The organism is Fundidesulfovibrio sp. YSD1, assembly GCF_055397115.1.
Window position 1 is genome coordinate 1,470,287 of record NZ_AP043666.1, and the last position, 15,353, is coordinate 1,485,639.

The 15,353-nt window shown below is 67.8% G+C and carries 13 protein-coding genes; 2 read left to right on the top strand and 11 right to left on the bottom strand.

Annotated features, from left to right (window positions below):
- Nucleotides 1-86 precede the first annotated feature (86 nt).
- Nucleotides 87-458 (bottom strand): response regulator, encoded by a 372-nt coding sequence (locus ACZ5V4_RS06885; RefSeq protein WP_464317438.1) that lies wholly within the window; start codon nucleotides 456-458, stop codon nucleotides 87-89.
- Nucleotides 459-593: 135 nt separating this feature from the next.
- Here ACZ5V4_RS06885 and ACZ5V4_RS06890 point away from each other — a divergent pair, with 135 nt between their 5' ends.
- Both ACZ5V4_RS06890 and ACZ5V4_RS06895 read left to right on the top strand, forming a co-directional pair.
- The gene (locus ACZ5V4_RS06890) at nucleotides 594-791 is read left to right on the top strand and encodes a hypothetical protein (protein ID WP_464317439.1); all 198 of its coding nucleotides are present in this window, start codon (nucleotides 594-596) and stop codon (nucleotides 789-791) included.
- 4 nt (nucleotides 792-795) lie between these two features.
- A complete protein-coding gene (locus ACZ5V4_RS06895; protein ID WP_464317440.1) occupies nucleotides 796-1,692 on the top strand; it encodes a TIGR00269 family protein in 897 nt (298 codons plus the stop codon).
- Between the two features lie 16 nt (nucleotides 1,693-1,708).
- Here ACZ5V4_RS06895 and pgl read toward each other — a convergent pair whose 3' ends face one another.
- From pgl to ACZ5V4_RS06945, 10 genes are all read right to left on the bottom strand, one after another.
- Nucleotides 1,709-2,410: a 6-phosphogluconolactonase gene (pgl, locus tag ACZ5V4_RS06900; protein WP_464317441.1), complete on the bottom strand. Its 702-nt coding sequence runs from the start codon at nucleotides 2,408-2,410 to the stop codon at nucleotides 1,709-1,711.
- Nucleotides 2,391-3,941 carry a glucose-6-phosphate dehydrogenase gene (gene zwf / locus ACZ5V4_RS06905; RefSeq protein ID WP_464317442.1) on the bottom strand — a complete coding sequence of 517 codons (1,551 nt, stop codon included), beginning with the start codon at nucleotides 3,939-3,941 and terminating at the stop codon, nucleotides 2,391-2,393. Before zwf ends, pgl begins: the two co-directional genes overlap by 20 nt.
- 2 nt (nucleotides 3,942-3,943) lie before the next feature.
- Nucleotides 3,944-4,852, bottom strand: a complete 909-nt coding sequence (gene gnd, locus ACZ5V4_RS06910; protein ID WP_464317443.1) for a phosphogluconate dehydrogenase (NAD(+)-dependent, decarboxylating) — start codon at nucleotides 4,850-4,852, stop codon at nucleotides 3,944-3,946.
- Nucleotides 4,853-4,955: 103 nt separating this feature from the next.
- Complete coding sequence (locus tag ACZ5V4_RS06915; RefSeq protein WP_464317444.1) at nucleotides 4,956-5,687, bottom strand: SDR family oxidoreductase; 732 nt, start codon at nucleotides 5,685-5,687, stop codon at nucleotides 4,956-4,958.
- Between the two features lies 1 nt (nucleotide 5,688).
- Nucleotides 5,689-6,987, bottom strand: a complete 1,299-nt coding sequence (locus tag ACZ5V4_RS06920; protein WP_464317445.1) for an FAD-binding oxidoreductase — start codon at nucleotides 6,985-6,987, stop codon at nucleotides 5,689-5,691.
- A gap of 38 nt (nucleotides 6,988-7,025) precedes the next feature.
- Nucleotides 7,026-7,898 (bottom strand): UbiA prenyltransferase family protein, encoded by an 873-nt coding sequence (locus ACZ5V4_RS06925; protein ID WP_464317446.1) that lies wholly within the window; start codon nucleotides 7,896-7,898, stop codon nucleotides 7,026-7,028.
- The gene (locus ACZ5V4_RS06930; RefSeq protein ID WP_464317447.1) at nucleotides 7,895-9,418 is read right to left on the bottom strand and encodes a hypothetical protein; all 1,524 of its coding nucleotides are present in this window, start codon (nucleotides 9,416-9,418) and stop codon (nucleotides 7,895-7,897) included. Before ACZ5V4_RS06930 ends, ACZ5V4_RS06925 begins: the two co-directional genes overlap by 4 nt.
- 778 nt (nucleotides 9,419-10,196) lie before the next feature.
- Nucleotides 10,197-11,210, bottom strand: a complete 1,014-nt coding sequence (gene mltG / locus ACZ5V4_RS06935; RefSeq protein WP_464317448.1) for an endolytic transglycosylase MltG — start codon at nucleotides 11,208-11,210, stop codon at nucleotides 10,197-10,199.
- Nucleotides 11,211-11,231: 21 nt separating this feature from the next.
- Entirely contained in the window at nucleotides 11,232-11,696 is a 465-nt protein-coding gene (gene ruvX / locus ACZ5V4_RS06940; RefSeq protein WP_464317449.1) for a Holliday junction resolvase RuvX, read from the bottom strand.
- 10 nt (nucleotides 11,697-11,706) lie between these two features.
- Nucleotides 11,707-15,285, bottom strand: coding sequence for an FAD-binding and (Fe-S)-binding domain-containing protein (locus tag ACZ5V4_RS06945; protein WP_464317450.1), 3,579 nt, complete (start codon nucleotides 15,283-15,285; stop codon nucleotides 11,707-11,709).
- Between the last annotated feature and the right edge of the window lie 68 nt (nucleotides 15,286-15,353).

The following is a 15,353-nucleotide window of genomic DNA, read 5'->3' on the forward strand; positions in this document are numbered from 1 at the left end:
GGGCTAGCACGAAGGCCCGGTCAGGGCAAGTGCGCGCGGCCGTTGGCCGGGCCGCGCGCGAGGGGCGGGGTTCTCCCGCGTCAGGCTCAGTTGGCGGCCTTGCTCAGGGCCAGGGCCACCTTGGACTTGAGCTCCGTCAGGTCCACGGACTTGACCACGTAGTAGTCCGCCGCGATGGACTTGAGGTCGTGCTGGAAGGAGTCGTACGCCGTGGAGAGGATGACGGGGATGCTCTGGTCCTTGCCGCGGATCTCCTGGAGCAGGTCGAGCCCGGAGCGGTTGGGCCCGAGCTTGATGTCCAGCACGACCACGGCGGGCTTCTCGCGTTCGAGCACGGCCAGGATGGGCTCTTCTCCGTCGGAGGTGGCCACCACGTAGCCTTCGCCTTCCAGCTCTTCCTGATAGAGCATCCGGATGTGCTTCTCGTCGTCCACCACCAGGACCTTCTTCGAACTCATGGAAACCTCCGGAAATTCGCGCGGGAGCGCTCTTACGCCTCAATGGTATGCTCAAATTCGCGCGCCCGGTCAACACGTTTCCTGGGCCGCGCCCCCACTTGCCCTTACCCGCCCGCCAGGGTAGGAGAACGGCCCATGGTCAACGTAGTCATCGAATCCACCGGCGAAACCCGCGAGTTCCGCCAGATCAACACCGTCATGCAGCTGCTCAACAAGCTGGGGCTCAAGCACACCGAGGTGCTCGTCATCCGGGGCTCGGAGCTCCTCACCCAGGACCGCACCATCGGCCACCAGGCGGACATCCGCATCCGCCACGTGGTCTCCAGGGGATGACGCCGTGAAGTGCCGCCGTTGCAGCGAACCCGCGCAGGTCGCCCTGCCCAGCCACCATACCGGCTTCTGCCCCGATTGCTTCAAGACCTACTTCCTGCGCCAGGTGGAGCGGGGAATCCACGAGCACAAGCAGCTCACCCGGGACGACAGGCTGCTCCTGGCCGTGTCCGGAGGCAAGGACTCGCTGGGGCTTTTGCTGGCGCTCAGCATGCTCGAATACAACGTCATGGCCCTGCACATCGACCTGGCCATCCCCGTGTCCTCGGAGAACGCCAGGAGCACGGTGGAGGCCTTCTGCGCCAAGCACGGCATCAAGCTCACGGTGTTGGAGACGGCCTCCAAGGGCCTGCCCATCCCGGAGGTGAAAAAGCGCATCAACCGCCCGATCTGCTCCATGTGCGGCAAGATCAAGCGCTACTGGTTCAACCGCTTCGCCTTCGAGAACGGCTTCGACGTGCTGGCCACGGGCCACAACCTGGACGACGAGGTGGCCAGGCTCTTCGCCAACACCCTGCGCTGGGACAGGGCCTACCTTGCGGGCCAGGGCCCCGTGATGCCCGCCGAGGGCCGCTTCGTGAAGAAGATCAAGCCGCTTTGCCGCCTGACCGAGTACGAGACCGCCGTATGGTGCTTCTTTAACGGCATCGACCACGTGCTCGCGGCCTGCCCCTACTCGGCCGGCGCGAGCTTCACGGGCCACAAGAAGCTCCTGGCCGGCCTGGAGGAGCGCAGCCCGGGCATGAAAATGCAGTTCTACGAGCACTTCCTGCGAAACGGGAAGCCCGCCTTCCAGGCCATCACCAAGGACGCCGACCCGCTCAAGGAGTGCGCCTCCTGCGGCTTCCCCTCCTCCCAGGACGTGTGCGGCGTGTGCCGCGTCAAGGAGCAGCTGGCGCTGTAGGGACTCCGCCCGCGCCTCACCCGGCGGCCAGCCAGACCGGGGGGAGGGCTGGGCGCACCAGCGCCGCGGGGAATCCCCTGCCCCCGCCCGAGGCGATCAATTGGGCCAGCCCGGCCTTGTCCGGCCCCGAAACCAGAAAGAGCACCAGCCTGGCCGCGTTGAGCGCGGGCAGGGTCAAGGTCAGGCGCGGCACCGGGGGGCTTGCGTGCTCGTAGCTGACGGGCAGCACCCACCTGTGCTCCTCTTCCAGCCCGGGCTGCCCGGGAAAGAGCGAGGCCACGTGCCCGTCCCCGCCCATGCCCAGGTGCACCGCGTCGAAGGCCGGGAGCGCTCCCGGCCCGAAGAAATCCCGCAACACGGCCTCGTACTCCCTGGCCCCCTCCTCCGCGCTCCCGGAGCCGCCCCACATGGGGTGCACGTTGGCCTCGGGCACGGCGACGCGCGAGAGCAGATGCTCCCTGGCCAAGTGGTAGTTGCTCTCGGGCGACTGCCTGGGGACCAGGCGCTCGTCCGCCCAGAACACGTGGCCCACGTCCCAGGGCAGGTCCTCCTCGGCCAGGAGCTCGAAGAAGCGCCCGGGGGTGGACCCGCCGGACAGGGCCAATGCGAAGCGGCCCCTGTCGCGCGCGCCCATGCGCGCGGCCCTGGCGGCCAGGCTCGCGGCGCGGGCGCTGGCCGCCTCCAGGTCCGGGAATGTTTCAAGACTTGCGGCGGTCACGGAAGATCACGTCCTTCAGGTAGTTGAGGTGCACCATCTTGGCGTCGCGCGGCCCCCAGCTGCCCGCCGGGTAGAAGTTCAGGTTGCGCTCCATCTCGGCCGAGTCGCCGCACATGTCCAAAAGCGGGGTCAGGTAGCTCCAGGCCAGCTCCACGCCGTCCTGGCGCCAGAAGAGCATGTGGTCGCCCAGCATGCAGTCCAGGATGACCTTCTCGTAGGAGTCCACGGGCGCGCCCGAGAAGCCCTCCTTGAAGTTGAAGCTCATGGACGCCGTGCGCAGGCAGAAGCCCTCGCCGGACTTCTTGGCCTGGAGCGTCAGGTCGATGGACTCGTTGGGGTAGACCTCCATGAGCAGCCTGTTGGCCGTGACGTGCTCGCCGATGAGATCGCGGTAGATGGAGTGCGGCACCTCCTTGAACTGCACCACCATGCGCGTGACCTTCTGGGCCAGGCGCTTGCCCGAGCAGATGTAGAAGGGCACGCCCTGCCAGCGCCAGTTGTCCACGTAGCTCTTGAGCATGGCGAACGTGGGCGTGACCGAGCCCGGGGCCACGCCGGGCTCGTCGCGGTAGGCGGGCAGCCTGCCGTCCTCGCTGGCCGCGTACTGGCCGAGCACCAGCTGGCCGAAGCCCTTGGCCGGGTCGAAGGGCCTCAGGCTCTTGAAGAGCTTGGTCTTCTCGTCGAGCACCTCGCGGGCGCGGAACACCGAGGGCGGCTCCATGGCCACCAGCGAGAGGAGCTGGAGCATGTGGTTCTGGAACATGTCGCGCAGCACGCCCGCCTCCTCGTAGTACCCGGCGCGGTGCTCGACGCCGAGCTCCTCGGCGGCCACCACGGAGACGTAGTCCACGTAGTTGCGGTTCCAGACCGGCTCGAACACCGCGTTGGCGAAGCGGAACAGCAGGACGTTCTGCACGGTCTCCTTGGCCAGGTAGTGGTCGATGCGGAAGACCTGCTCCTCGCGGAAGAAGTGGTGCATGGCCTCATCGAGCTTGCGGGAGGACTCGAGGTCCCGGCCGAAGGGCTTCTCCACCACTATCCTGGTCCAGGTTCCGGGCCCGCCTCCGTCGGCCAGCCCGGCCGCGCCCAGCATCTCGGCCACGGTCTCGTAGAGCGTGGGCGGGATGGCCAGGTAGAACATGCGGTTTCCGGGCAGGCCCTGGGTCTTTTCCAGGCCCTCGAGCACGCGGGCGAGGTTCTGGTGGCCGGAGAGGTCGCCGTAGTCCATGGGCAGGTAGTGGATGCGCGAGGCGAAGGCGTTCCAGTCGAGACCGGCGGGCTCGCCGGACTCGCTCATCCACTGGCGCACCTTCTCGCGGAACTGGTCGCCGCTCATCTGGGTGCGCGCCGCGCCCACGATGGCGAAGTTCTCGGGCATGTCCCCGGCCACGAAGAGCCTGGCCAGGGCGGGAAAGAGCTTGCGCAGGGAGAGGTCGCCCGAGGCCCCGAAGATGATGATGCAACAGTCCTGGGGCCGCTCGGTGATCCTGCACTCGCCGCCGATGTCCAGAGCCGTCTCTGGCAGGGGCACGGCTACTTCTCCTTGCGGACCACGGCGTGTCCGCCGAACTCGTTGCGCAGGCCCGCCAGCACGCGGTCGCCGAAGTCGTTCTCCTTGCGCGAGCGGAAGCGCTCCATGAGCGCCAGCGTCAGGACCGGCGCGGGCACGGCGTTGTCCACGGCCTCCTGCACGCTCCAGCGGCCCTCGCCCGAATCGTCCACGTATGCCTTGAGGGCGTCCAGGCGCGGGTCCTTGGCGAACATGTCCTCGCAGAGCTCAAGAAGCCAGGAGCGCACCACGCTGCCCTGGTTCCACAGGTGCGAGAGCTTGGCGAAATCGAGGCCTTTCGAGTAGCGGCTGGCGTCCAGCAGGGCGAAGCCCTCGGCGTAGGCCTGCATCATGCCGTACTCGATGGCGTTGTGCACCATCTTCACGTAGTGGCCCGAGCCCACGGGGCCGCAGTGCATGTAGCCCTCGGGCGGGGCCAGGGTGGCGAGCAGGGGCTCGATGCGCCTGAAAGCCTCTTCCGGGCCGCCCACCATGGTGCAGTAGCCCACCTTGAGCCCCCAGATGCCGCCGGACACGCCCGCGTCCACGTAGGTGACGCCGAGCTTCCCCAGTTCCGGGGCGCGGCGCAGGTCGTCGGTGAAGCGGGAGTTGCCGCCCTCCACCAGGATGTCGCCCGGGGCGAGCAGGGGCTTCAATTCCTCGATGTGCTCCTCGGTGACCGTTCCGGCCGGGAGCATCAGCCAGACCACGCGCGGCGCGGGCAGCTTGGAGACGAACTCGGCCAGGGAATAGGCCGCCACGGCCCCCTCTGCCGCGATCTCGTCCACCTTGGCGGGGGTGCGGTTGTAGGCGACGACCTCGTGGCCGCCCTGCAACAGGCGGCGGACCATGTTCATGCCCATTCTGCCGAGCCCGGCCAGTCCGATTCGCATAGGTTTCTCCTTCCAGGGTTCTCGGGACTCCCATACGGGATTTCCCGGCCTGTTGCCAGAGGGAAGAGCGGATCGGACGGATTCGGAAGGATTCGGCGCCCTGCTAGAGCTTCGTGCGCACGAAGAGGAATTCCGGCAGGAAGCGCACCACGAGCATGATCAGCCGCCAGTACCACCGGCTGTAGACCACCGCCCTCTTCTTCTCGAACGCGGCCATCACGTCGGCGGCCACGTCCCCGGGGTCGGAAGTGAGCTTCTCGGGCAGGTCCAGGCCCTCGGTCATGCGCGTGCGCACGAAGCCGGGCAGCACCGTGACCACGCGCGCGCCCGAGGCGTGCAGCCGGTGCCGGAGCCCCGAGAGGAGCGTGGTCAGCGCGGCCTTGGCCGCCCCGTAGTGGTAGTTGGAGCGCCTGCCGCGAAGACCGGCCACGGAACTGAGCCCGATGATGGTCCCGCCCTTGCGGGCCTCGAAGTCCGCGGCCACGATCTCCAGGATGCTCGCCATGCCCAGGTAGTTGGTTTCCAGGATCAGGCGGGCCTGGGCGAAGTCCGACTGGGCGGACTCCTGCTCGCCCAGGAACCCGAAGGCGGCCACGACCACGTCAGGCCGCTCCGGGAGCGAGTCGTAAAAGCCCTTGTGCGAGGCGTAGTCGAGCGCGTCGAAGTACGCGGCCCGGGCGTTGACGCCGTGCCTGATCTCCAGGTCGCGGGCGAGCCTGCCGAGCGCCTCCATGTCGCGCGAGGCCAGGGTGACGCTCGCGCCGTGTTCTTTGGCGAAGGCGTGGGCGATGGCCAGGCCGATCTCGGAGGTGCCGCCGAGGACGAGGACGTTCATGTCAGTACTCCAGGCGTGTTGATTGCAGTGACTGGAAATGCCGATCAAAGCCCATCTCGCGGCGCAGCTCCATGAACTCGCCAAGCCTCGGGTAGCCCTTGCGGAAGGTCTCCGGGCTCATGCGCACGTCCTTGGTCAGGTAGAGCCGCCCCCCGTGGTCGAGCACCACGGCGTCCAGGCGGTCGAGCAGCCCGAAAAGCCGGGGCTCGATCCTGAAGTCCAGGGCCAGGGTGTAGCCCTCGCGCGGAAACGAGAGCATGTTCCCGTTCTCGCCGCCGAAGAGCTTGAGCACGGCCAGGAAGGAGCCCATCCCGGCGGCCGATATCTCCTCGAGCACGCGGCGCATCCCGGCGAGGCTCGACTCCAGGGGCAGCACGAACTGGTACTGGGTGAACCCGCGCTTGCCGTAGACCCGGTTCCAGCCCCGCACCGCGTCCAGGGGGTAGAAGAAGCTCCCCAGCCCCACCCGGGCGTCGGCCTCCCTGCCGCGCACGCGCCCGTAGTAGAGGGCGTTGAAAAGCTTCACGCTCAGGCTGTTCAGCGTGCAGGAGGGCATGTCCACGGGCACGCCGAGCCGGGCCTCGCGCAGGAGCTCGAGCCCGCCGTCCGGGGCGTGCTCGCCCACCATGAGGAGCGAGCGCCCCAGCGCCTCTCCCTTGGCCAGGCAGTCGATCCAGGCCACGGAGTACGTGTAGGAGGCGTAGCGGTCGAAGAGCGCGAAGATGTCCTCAAGGTTTGCGGCCTTGATGGTCTTCTGCTCGATCACGGAGCTGGTCACGCGCGCGAGGCGCAGCCTCGCGGCCACGATCACGCCCGTGAGCCCCATGCCCCCGCAGGTGGCCCGGAAGAGCCTCTCGTTCTGCGTGGCCGAGCAGCGCACGACCCGCCCGTCCGGGAGCATGAGCTCCAGCCAGAGCACGCCCTCCGAGAAGCAGCCGGCCACGTGATGGTTCTTGCCGTGCACGTCGCTGGCGATGGCCCCGCCCACGGTGACGTGGCGCGTGCCCGGCGTCACGGCCAGGAACCAGCCCTTGGGCAGGAAGGCGTCCACCAGTTCGGCCAGGCTGACCCCGGCCTCGCAGGTGACCTCCCCGGCTTGCGGGTCGAAATCCAGGATGCAGGACAAGCGCCTGGTGAGAAGGACGTCGCCGCCCAGGGCGCTGTCGCCGTAGCTGCGCCCGAGGCCGTAGGGTATCGCGGGGCCGCCGGGGGCCAACCTGGCGGCGAGCTCCCCGGTGGAGGAAAAAGATGCGGCCCTGGCCCGCACCACGGGGTAGCGGCCCCATCCGGACAAATGCATGTCGCGCTCCGATAGGCGCGGCCGGGCCGCGCGCTCGTTCAAAAGTAGAGGAGAAACCCCAGCATCGCGAGCCATCCCGCAATGGTGGCCTGCAGGAACCTGTCCTTGAGGAGCACCGAGGAGGGGCTTGCGCCTCCTCCGCCCACGAAGGACAGCTGCATGTAGCGCAGGATGCCCAGGATGATGAAGAAGGACGTCAGGTAGACGTCGTCGCTGCCGTAATACTGCACCGTGGCCGGAGCCACCGTGTACATGATGTAGCTGACGATGGTCACCCCGGCCATGAGCACCATGGCCGCCGAGGCGAACTCGACCGTGTAGCCGTCGATGCACTTCCTGGACGCGTTGCCCTGCACGGCCAGCCCCGCCTCGAAGCGCCTCTTGGCCAGGGCCAGGAACATGGCCAGCAGGAAGGTCATGAGCACTATCCAGTGGCTGGCCGTCACGCAGGCCGCGAACGCCCCGGCGAACACGCGCAGCACGAAGCCCGCGGCGATGCAGCAGACGTCCAGCACGGCCACGTGCTTGAAGCTGCGCGAATAGAGCACGTTCAGCACGCCGTAGGCCACGAGCACGCCGAACACCTTGAGCCCGGCCAGGGCCCCGGCCGCGAGCCCGGCCAGACAGGCCCAGGCCATCACCCGCCGGGCCAGGGCCACGCTCACGCGCCCGCTGGCCAGGGGCCTGAACCTCTTCGTGGGGTGCCTGGAGTCGTACTCCAGGTCGTGGATGTCGTTGTGGATGTACGCCGCGCCGCTGACCAGGCAGAAACCCGCCAGGGCGGCGGCCAGGGGCAGGATATACTGCGGGTCCGCGATCTTGAAGGCGAAGAACGGCGGCAGCAGGACGAATCCGTTCTTGATCCACTGGTGGGGCCGCAGCAGGCCGAGCATGTCCCTCGCCTGCGTCATGGGCAGGCGTCCACGCAGCGCGGCGTCCCGTCGGGTTCGATCACGTAGCGGGGAAAGCGCCGCTGCCCCTCGAACTCCACCACGTAGGCGCGTCCGTCCGCCTTCTGGTAGCTCGTCCCTTCCACGCCGGGCAGGCGCGAGCCGGGCTTGAGCTCCCTGTAGTCGCTGTCGAAATCCACCAGGACCTTGCCGGGCGAGGCCGGGAGAGCCTGCGGCCGCCCGGCCCGGCCGTCCCAGTTCTGGGTGGCCAGCACGTTGATGCGCGGCATGGGCCGCCCCGGCAGGAAGTCGCCCGCCGCGATGAAGCCCGAGCGGCAGACCACCACCCCCTCCACGGCGTCGGGGCAGTTGAGCAGGTCCACGTCGCTGGCGGGGTTGCCTGAGAACCCTTCGACTATATGCCTGGACACGAGGCTCACGTTGGTCCAGGTGCGGGCGTCGGCCCAGGCCGAGGCCGCGCAGTGGACGATCAGGAGCCCAAGAATCACGTTGCGGGCCGTGGCGAAGCGCCCGAGCGACTCCCAGAGCAGGATCGCCAGGAAGAAGCCAGGATAGTAATAGTAGCGCCCACCCTCGATGCTGTGCATGCGCGCGGGCAGCAGGTAGGCGAGCAGCGCGGCCGCCACGAACGCGGCCATCAGCCAGCAGAGCCTGCGCATCCTCCAGAAGCACGCCAGGAGAAAGGCGGGCAGCAGCGCGAACGCCGCCCACCAGAACAGGTGCTCGCCCCCGGCCCCGACCACGCCGGTCAGGGGCTTCACGAACGACATGACCACCTTTCTGGCCACGGGCACGGCCGCGACCCCGGGCAAGGAGCTCATGGCGTAGCCGCCGAGCCCACCCATGAGCGCGTGGCGCAGGGCCAGGTAGGCCAGGACCACCGCCGCCGAGGCGCAGGCCAGGGCCGCGAAGCGGCGCCGCCCGGCAGGGGGCCTGTGGTAGAGACAGAGGCAGAACAGCGACACGGGCAGCAGGATGGCCATCTCCTTGCTCAGAAGCGAGCAGAGGAAGAACGCGGCGTACCCTGCCAGGGGCAGGCGGCTTCCGGTCTCCACATGCCTGAAGAAGCAGAGGGCGGCCGAAAAGGCGAAGAAGGTGGCCAGCAGGTCGAAGCGCGCGGCCAGCCAGGACACGGCCTCCACGTGCGTGGGCATGACGGCGTAGAGGAGCGAGAGCATGAGGCTCGCGGCGAACCCGTAGCGCAGGCGCCTGGACAGGATCACGTAGGCGAGCGTCGCGTTGGCCGCGTGCAGGGCCAGGTTGAACCCGTGGGACAGCCCGCTCCACTGGGGCACGAGCAGGCGGCCCTCGAAAAAGAAGATGGCCATGCCCAGGGGCCGGAAATGCGGCTTGGCCAGAAAGATCGAGGTGTAGGCGTCGTAGTTGAGCAGGCTGCTGTACAGGCTGAAGTCGTCGCCGACGTAGAACGAGCCCAGGACCGGGGCGTAGACCAGCAGGCAACAGGCGCAGACGAGCGCCAACGCGGCCGCGTCCCGCGCGCTCCAGGCGGCGTGGGACAACGACGCGGTTCCTGCCGCGTCAGTTCCGCCAGCTGGCTGCACAAGTTCTCCGGAGGCAAGGTTCATGACATGCTGCCCGACAGGAATCCAGACGTTGCCGCAAAGCGGCGAACGAATGCATCTACTTGTTTTTCCGGCATGACTACCCCAATCCCATGTTTTTTTGCAAGCCGCCCCCCTGCACTGGAACACGAACTGCATCGGCAGGAAAAACACTTGTATCGATCCGTATCGTTGTCTCCAGACGGAGCATGCCAAAAACAACGACCCGCGGGAGAAGCATGCGGCGATCCGCCCTGACGGGGATGGAGGCTCGAATTGCTTCCACGCAGTTCATTAGGACGCCTTCATAACAAAGAAGGACGCGAATTTCCCGGCCGGCAACAGCGAAGAGCGCCCGGAGCGTCCGCTGCAGCCTGCAGGAAGTCCCCGCGTCGGCCGTGGAACAGTCCCCGCCAGCCCGCCGGGTTTCTTAGCGCGGCCCCTCGGGAGAGGACGCGGCGTGGCGCCCAGGCGTTACCGGCCGCGCGCAAAAGACTGCGAAAACGCCGGGAAAAACGGAGAGGAGAAGATCGCGCGGGCTCGCACGGGCCGCCCGAGGGATGGCCGCGAGCAGGCCGATTGCCTGGGGATCGCGCGGACAGGCCTGCGGCGAACGGAAGAACGAAAGCTGGTCCGGAAATTTTGGGGATCGCGCCGCCACGCGCGGACCCTCCCCTGGATGAGTTGCTCTCGAAGGGGTGGACCCGGGATCGCGCCGGGCCTGTGGCCCGTGCGCCTACTTGCCCCGGCGCAGCTGGTATTTGGCCACGGCCGCGTTGTGCTCCTCCAGGGTCTTGGAGAAGTGGTGCGTGCCGTCGTTTCTGGAGACGAAATACAGGTAGGCGTGCTCCTCGGGCGAGGCAGCCGCCTTGAGCGCCTCCAGGCCCGGGTTGCAGATGGGCCCGGGCGGCAGGCCCGGGTGCTGGTAGGTGTTGTAGGGGTTCTTGGGGTCGTCCAGGTGCGAGCGCTTCAGGTTGCCGTCGAACTTCTCGCCCAGGCCGTAGATGATCGTCGGGTCGGTCTGCAGGAGCATCTTCTTCTGCAGCCGGTTGGCGAACACCCCGGCGATACGCCCGCGCTCGCCGTTCTGGCCGGTCTCCTTCTCCACGATGGAGGCGAGCACCACGGCCTCGAAGAGTTCCCTGCCCTGAAGCGCGCCCTGGGGCCAAACCTTGGCCACGGCCTTGGCGAACTGCGAGAGCATGGCCTCCACCACCTGCCTGGCGTCGTTGCCGGGCTTTCTGGTGAAGAGGTAGGTCTCGGGGAAGAGGAAGCCCTCGGCGCTCTCGGACGGGACGCCGAAGCGCGCCAAAAGTTCCTTGTCCCGGGCGGCCTTCTCGAAGCTCTCGACGCTGCCCAGCCCGGCCTGCTCCACTATCTTCGCGATCTGGCGCAGGGTCAGGCCTTCGGGCACGGCCACCTTGTAGAGGATGGCCTGGCCGCTGACCAGCATATCCAGGACCTTCTGCGGGGTGTAGCCGGTGCTCAGCAGGTATTCCCCGGCCTTGAGCCTGGCGTCCTGGCCGGTGTAGCGCGCCAGGAGCTTGAAGGCCAGGGGGTCGGTGATCGCGCCCTGCTTGTAGAGGAGCCCGGCGATCTGCTCGAAGCCCATGCCCTGCTCCAAGGTCACGGTGATTTCGCGGCCGGGGGTCTCCGGGGAGGTGGTCAGGAAGGAATGGCCGCGCCACGCCACATAGCCCCCGCCAACGAGCACGAGGAGGGCCAGCACGGCCAGGATGCGCTTGATCATCGTTCGTCTTCTCCGGGGGGCTCACTCGCCGCGCGAGGCGTGGCGTACCTCCACCACGCGGGCAAGGCCCGGATGGTCGAGGTAGGTGCGCAGTATCAGCACGGCGGCCTGCTGGTCCAGCGCCTGCTTGAGCCGCTCCCGGCCGGACCTTCCGGCCTCGCGCAATTCACTCATGGCCTCCTCGCTGGAGAGCGTCTCGTCCACGAGCTTCACGGGCACGGCCACGCGCCTGGCCAGGCTTTCGGCGAAGTTGGCGGCCTGGCGCGCGGTCAGGCTGTCCTGGCCCTCGGCCGGGGCGGGAAAGCCCACCACTACTTCCTGGGCGCCCTCGCCCCGGATGACGTCCAGAAGCTCGGCGAAGAGCGCCGCGCGGCCGCCCTTTTCCGTGCGCTCCACCGTGCGCAGGGGAAAGGCCATGGACCCGCCGGGGTCGGACACGGCCAGCCCCACGCGCCTAAGCCCGAAGTCCACGGCCAGCACCTTCATGGGCAAATCCTCACGCCTTGGCCGTGGCCGCCTCGGCGTAGGCCACCACGCGCTTGCGCCCCTCCTGGCGGGCGTGGGCCAGGGCCTTGCGGAAGGTGCGCTTCCACTTGGGGCCTTCCCACACCGCGGCCAGGTATTCGAGCGTGTGGTACACGCTCTGCTTGCGGCCCATGCGCAACAGGCAGCGCTTGATGCCGATCTTGCACGAGGGGCAGCCCACCAGCACGGGCTGGGATTCGCTCGAGGCGTCGCCCAGGTCCTTGTGCAGCTGCTCCTGCTTGCGGTGGCGGATGCGGTTGTAGATGTCCGGGCTGGTCATGGCCCCGAGGCCCGATTCGCCGCAGCACCCGGGGGAGACGTCCACGCGCGAGCCAGTGAGCGAGGCCAGGGCCTGGCGGTAGGTCTCGGTGGCCTTGGCCAGGGGCACGCCCTCCCACTCGGCGTGGCAGGCCGCGTGGTAGACGAGCCTGGCGGCCGGGTCCATCCCCTCGCGGGCGCGCTCGGGCAGGCGCGAGATGAGGTACTGCACCACGTCGAAGTGCGGGATGCTCCCGCCCGCGATCACCTCGGTCTCGTAGCCCGAGAGGGCCTCGCGGCAGGTGCCGCAGGCGGTGAGCACGGCCTGGGGCTTCACGCCCTCGTTGTCGGCCTTGACGAAGATCTCGCCGATGGCCTCGATGTTGCGCGCGCGGTTCTTGCGGTAGGCGTCCTGGTAGCCGGACGACAAGAGCGGGTAGCCGCAGCACATGTGCCGCTCCGGGATGACCACGGAGACGCCCGCGCGCAGCATCAGGTGGATGGCCCCCATGGCGATGGTGCGCCAGAAGAGCGCCGCGCCGCAGCCCGGAAAGTAGAACACGGACTCGCCCGTGGGCCGCTCGGGCACGAAGATGCCGCCCTTTTCCAGGTCCAGGGCGTCGGCCAGGTTCTTGAAACCCGTCACCGGGCCGGAGCCGTGCAGCAGGGGGCTCGCGAAGCGCGAGCGCCAGGGGCCGGGGATGAGCCCCACCAGGTGGTTGCCCGCCATCTGGCCCCAGGCGGCCATCTTGGCCATGGACGGGGCGCGCTCCTCGGGCTTCTCGGCGATGTAGTGCAGCACCTTGGTCTTGAGCGGGTGGCCTCCCGCGCCCTTCTCCTCGATGAAGGCGCGCATGTCGAGCATGGCCCCCGCGGTCTTGATCTTCACCGGGCAGGCGGCCGTGCACTTGCCGCAGGTGGTGCAGCGCTCGGTCATCTTGCGCAGGCTGTCCAGAAGCTTGGGCGAGGGCCTGCCGTGGTGCACCTGGGAGTAGTAGATCGCCTCGATGATGGCGCCCAGGCTGATGTTTTTGTTGCGCGGATGGTAGATGAGCCCGCGCTCCGGGTTGTACATGGGGCAGACCTGCTTGCACTTGCCGCAGCGGGTGCAGACCTGGATGTTGGTCAAGAGGTCGGTGAGCTTGTCCTTGTCGGGAAGCGCGGTCTTCCTGATGTCGCGGATGAGCCTGTTGAACGAGAACGTGTAGGGTTCGCAGTCCAGGCTGCGCGTGACCAGCTTGCCCGGGTTGAGGATGTTGTCCGGGTCCACCTGCTCCTTGTAGGCGCGCAGCGCGGTGATCTTGTCCTCGGGCAGGAACGCGATCTTGGTGATGCCGATGCCGTGCTCGCCCGACACCGCGCCGCCGAGTTCCATGACCTTCTCGAACACGCGGTCCGCGGCCTCGTGGGCCTGGGAGAGCATCTCGGGGTCGTTGGAGTTCACGGGCAGGTTCACGTGGCAGTTGCCGTCGCCCGCGTGCATGTGGTTGGCCACGATGATGCGCCGGGCCAGCATGTCCTGGTAGATGGCCTCGATCTCGCCGTAGAGCTTGGGGTAGCGGGTCTTCAGGTCCGTGAAGAAGTAGTAGGCCTGGACCTCCAGCTCCTGGTCGTTGAGCTCCTGGGCGGTGCGGATGCCGCGCAGGATCTCGGCCGCGAACTGCATCTCCATGGACACGAACTCGTCCGAGTCCGGGAAGCCCGGGAGCCTCGTGACCTCCTGGAGGGCCTTGCGGTAGGCCTTGGCCAGGTAGTTCAGGTTGAGCTCCTCCAGGAAGTCGGAGAACTCGGGGATCACGTCCAGGGGGATGACGATGTCCTCGTTGATCTTGAAGCCCGAGGTGCGCTTGGCGATGGCCGAGAGCTTGTGGCGGTCCTCCCAGAAGAGCTCGGCCTCCTTCTCGTCGCGGGCCACGAAGGCGTCCACGCCCTCGTGCAGCTGGGCGATGGCCACGATGTCGGCCACGGCCTTCTCCAGGGCGGGCAGGTCGTCGCCGTCCAGCTGGAGCGTGAGCACGCTTATGGGGTCGCCCTCGTAGGTGGCGGACTTCTTCTTGTACTCGATGGCCTTGACGTACTTGGAGTTGAACTCCTCCAGGGCCGAGATCTTCACCAGGTCGCCTTCCTGGCGGATGCGGTCGCGCAGGGCCACCACGCCCTGGATGGTCAGCATGGCGTTGTGCATGGAGCGCCCGAAGAATTCGAGCACCAGCACCTTGGAGTGGGCGAGCTTCTCGTAGCAGATGAAGCACGCCTCGGTGATCACGCCGTCAACGCCTTCCTTCTGCATCCCGGGCAGGCCGCCCAGGTACTTGTTGGAGACGTCCTTGCCGAGCCCCGGGCCCCTGATCTCGCTGCCGGGCAGGCGCACGGTGTCCAGCACCTGGTCGTCCTCGCCCACCACCTCGAACACGGCGGTCTCGTGCTCCAGGATCTTGTGGCGCGGGTGGTCCACCCGGCGCACCTCGATCACGCGCGCCCTGGGCGTGACCATCTTGTAGGAGAGCAGGTTGTCGAGCGTGGTGCCGTACTCGAAGGCGTACGGGCCGCCCGCGTTCTCGGATATGTTGCCGCCGATGGAGCTGGCCGCCTTGGACGCCGGGTCCACGGTGAGCAGCATCCCGGCCTCGGAGGCCGCGCGCGTGGCCTGGAGCGTGATCACGCCCGCCTCCAGGCAGATGGTCAGGTCCTTGGGGTTCACCGAGAGGATCTTCTTCAGCCTGGTCAGCGAGAGCACCACCGTGCGCCGCCTGGCGGGCACGGCCCCGCCCGTGCAGCCCGAGCCGCCGCCGCGCGGGATCACGGCGAAGCCCATCTCTCCCGCCAGCTGCATGATGCGCCGCACGTGCTCGGACTTCTCCGGCGCGAGCACCATGAGCGGCAGCTCCATGCGCAGGTCGGTGGCGTCCGTGGAGCACTCCACCAGGTTGTGCGGCCCGTCCAGGATGGCCTTGTCGTCCAGGAACTGGCTGACCTTGGCCTTGAGCTCCTCGCGGAATTCGGTGTCGGCGTCGTAGCCGTCCCAGAAGTCCTTCACGGCCTTGGAGAGCTGGCGGAAGTACTCCGGGGTGAGCATGGTGGTGGACTGGGTGAGGCGCTTCTCGACGGATTCGCGCACGTCGCCCGAATCGATGAACGGGTTGTAGCGCACCAGGAAGAGCTCGCTGGCCAGGGACACGGCGAGCTCCTGGATGTCCTCGGGCCAGGCCTTGAACTCGGCCTCGCGCACGCCCAGCACGCGCGGCACCAGGCGTCCAAGAGGGATCGATATATGTGGCTGTTTTTCTGGCATGGGATGAAGATACCTGCGGTCTATGATGGGAAAGCAAGATTACTTAGTACCGGCTTAAGGCGTTGGCA

Coding starts and splice junctions, on each gene's coding strand:
- ACZ5V4_RS06925 (WP_464317446.1), bottom strand. CDS start 7,898: ATGACGCAGGCGAGGGACATGCTCGGCCTGCTGCGGCCCCACCAGTGG.
- ruvX (WP_464317449.1), bottom strand. CDS start 11,696: ATGAAGGTGCTGGCCGTGGACTTCGGGCTTAGGCGCGTGGGGCTGGCC.
- ACZ5V4_RS06890 (WP_464317439.1), top strand. CDS start 594: ATGGTCAACGTAGTCATCGAATCCACCGGCGAAACCCGCGAGTTCCGC.
- gnd (WP_464317443.1), bottom strand. CDS start 4,852: ATGCGAATCGGACTGGCCGGGCTCGGCAGAATGGGCATGAACATGGTC.
- ACZ5V4_RS06915 (WP_464317444.1), bottom strand. CDS start 5,687: ATGAACGTCCTCGTCCTCGGCGGCACCTCCGAGATCGGCCTGGCCATC.
- ACZ5V4_RS06885 (WP_464317438.1), bottom strand. CDS start 458: ATGAGTTCGAAGAAGGTCCTGGTGGTGGACGACGAGAAGCACATCCGG.
- ACZ5V4_RS06945 (WP_464317450.1), bottom strand. CDS start 15,285: ATGCCAGAAAAACAGCCACATATATCGATCCCTCTTGGACGCCTGGTG.
- ACZ5V4_RS06920 (WP_464317445.1), bottom strand. CDS start 6,987: ATGCATTTGTCCGGATGGGGCCGCTACCCCGTGGTGCGGGCCAGGGCC.
- mltG (WP_464317448.1), bottom strand. CDS start 11,210: ATGATCAAGCGCATCCTGGCCGTGCTGGCCCTCCTCGTGCTCGTTGGC.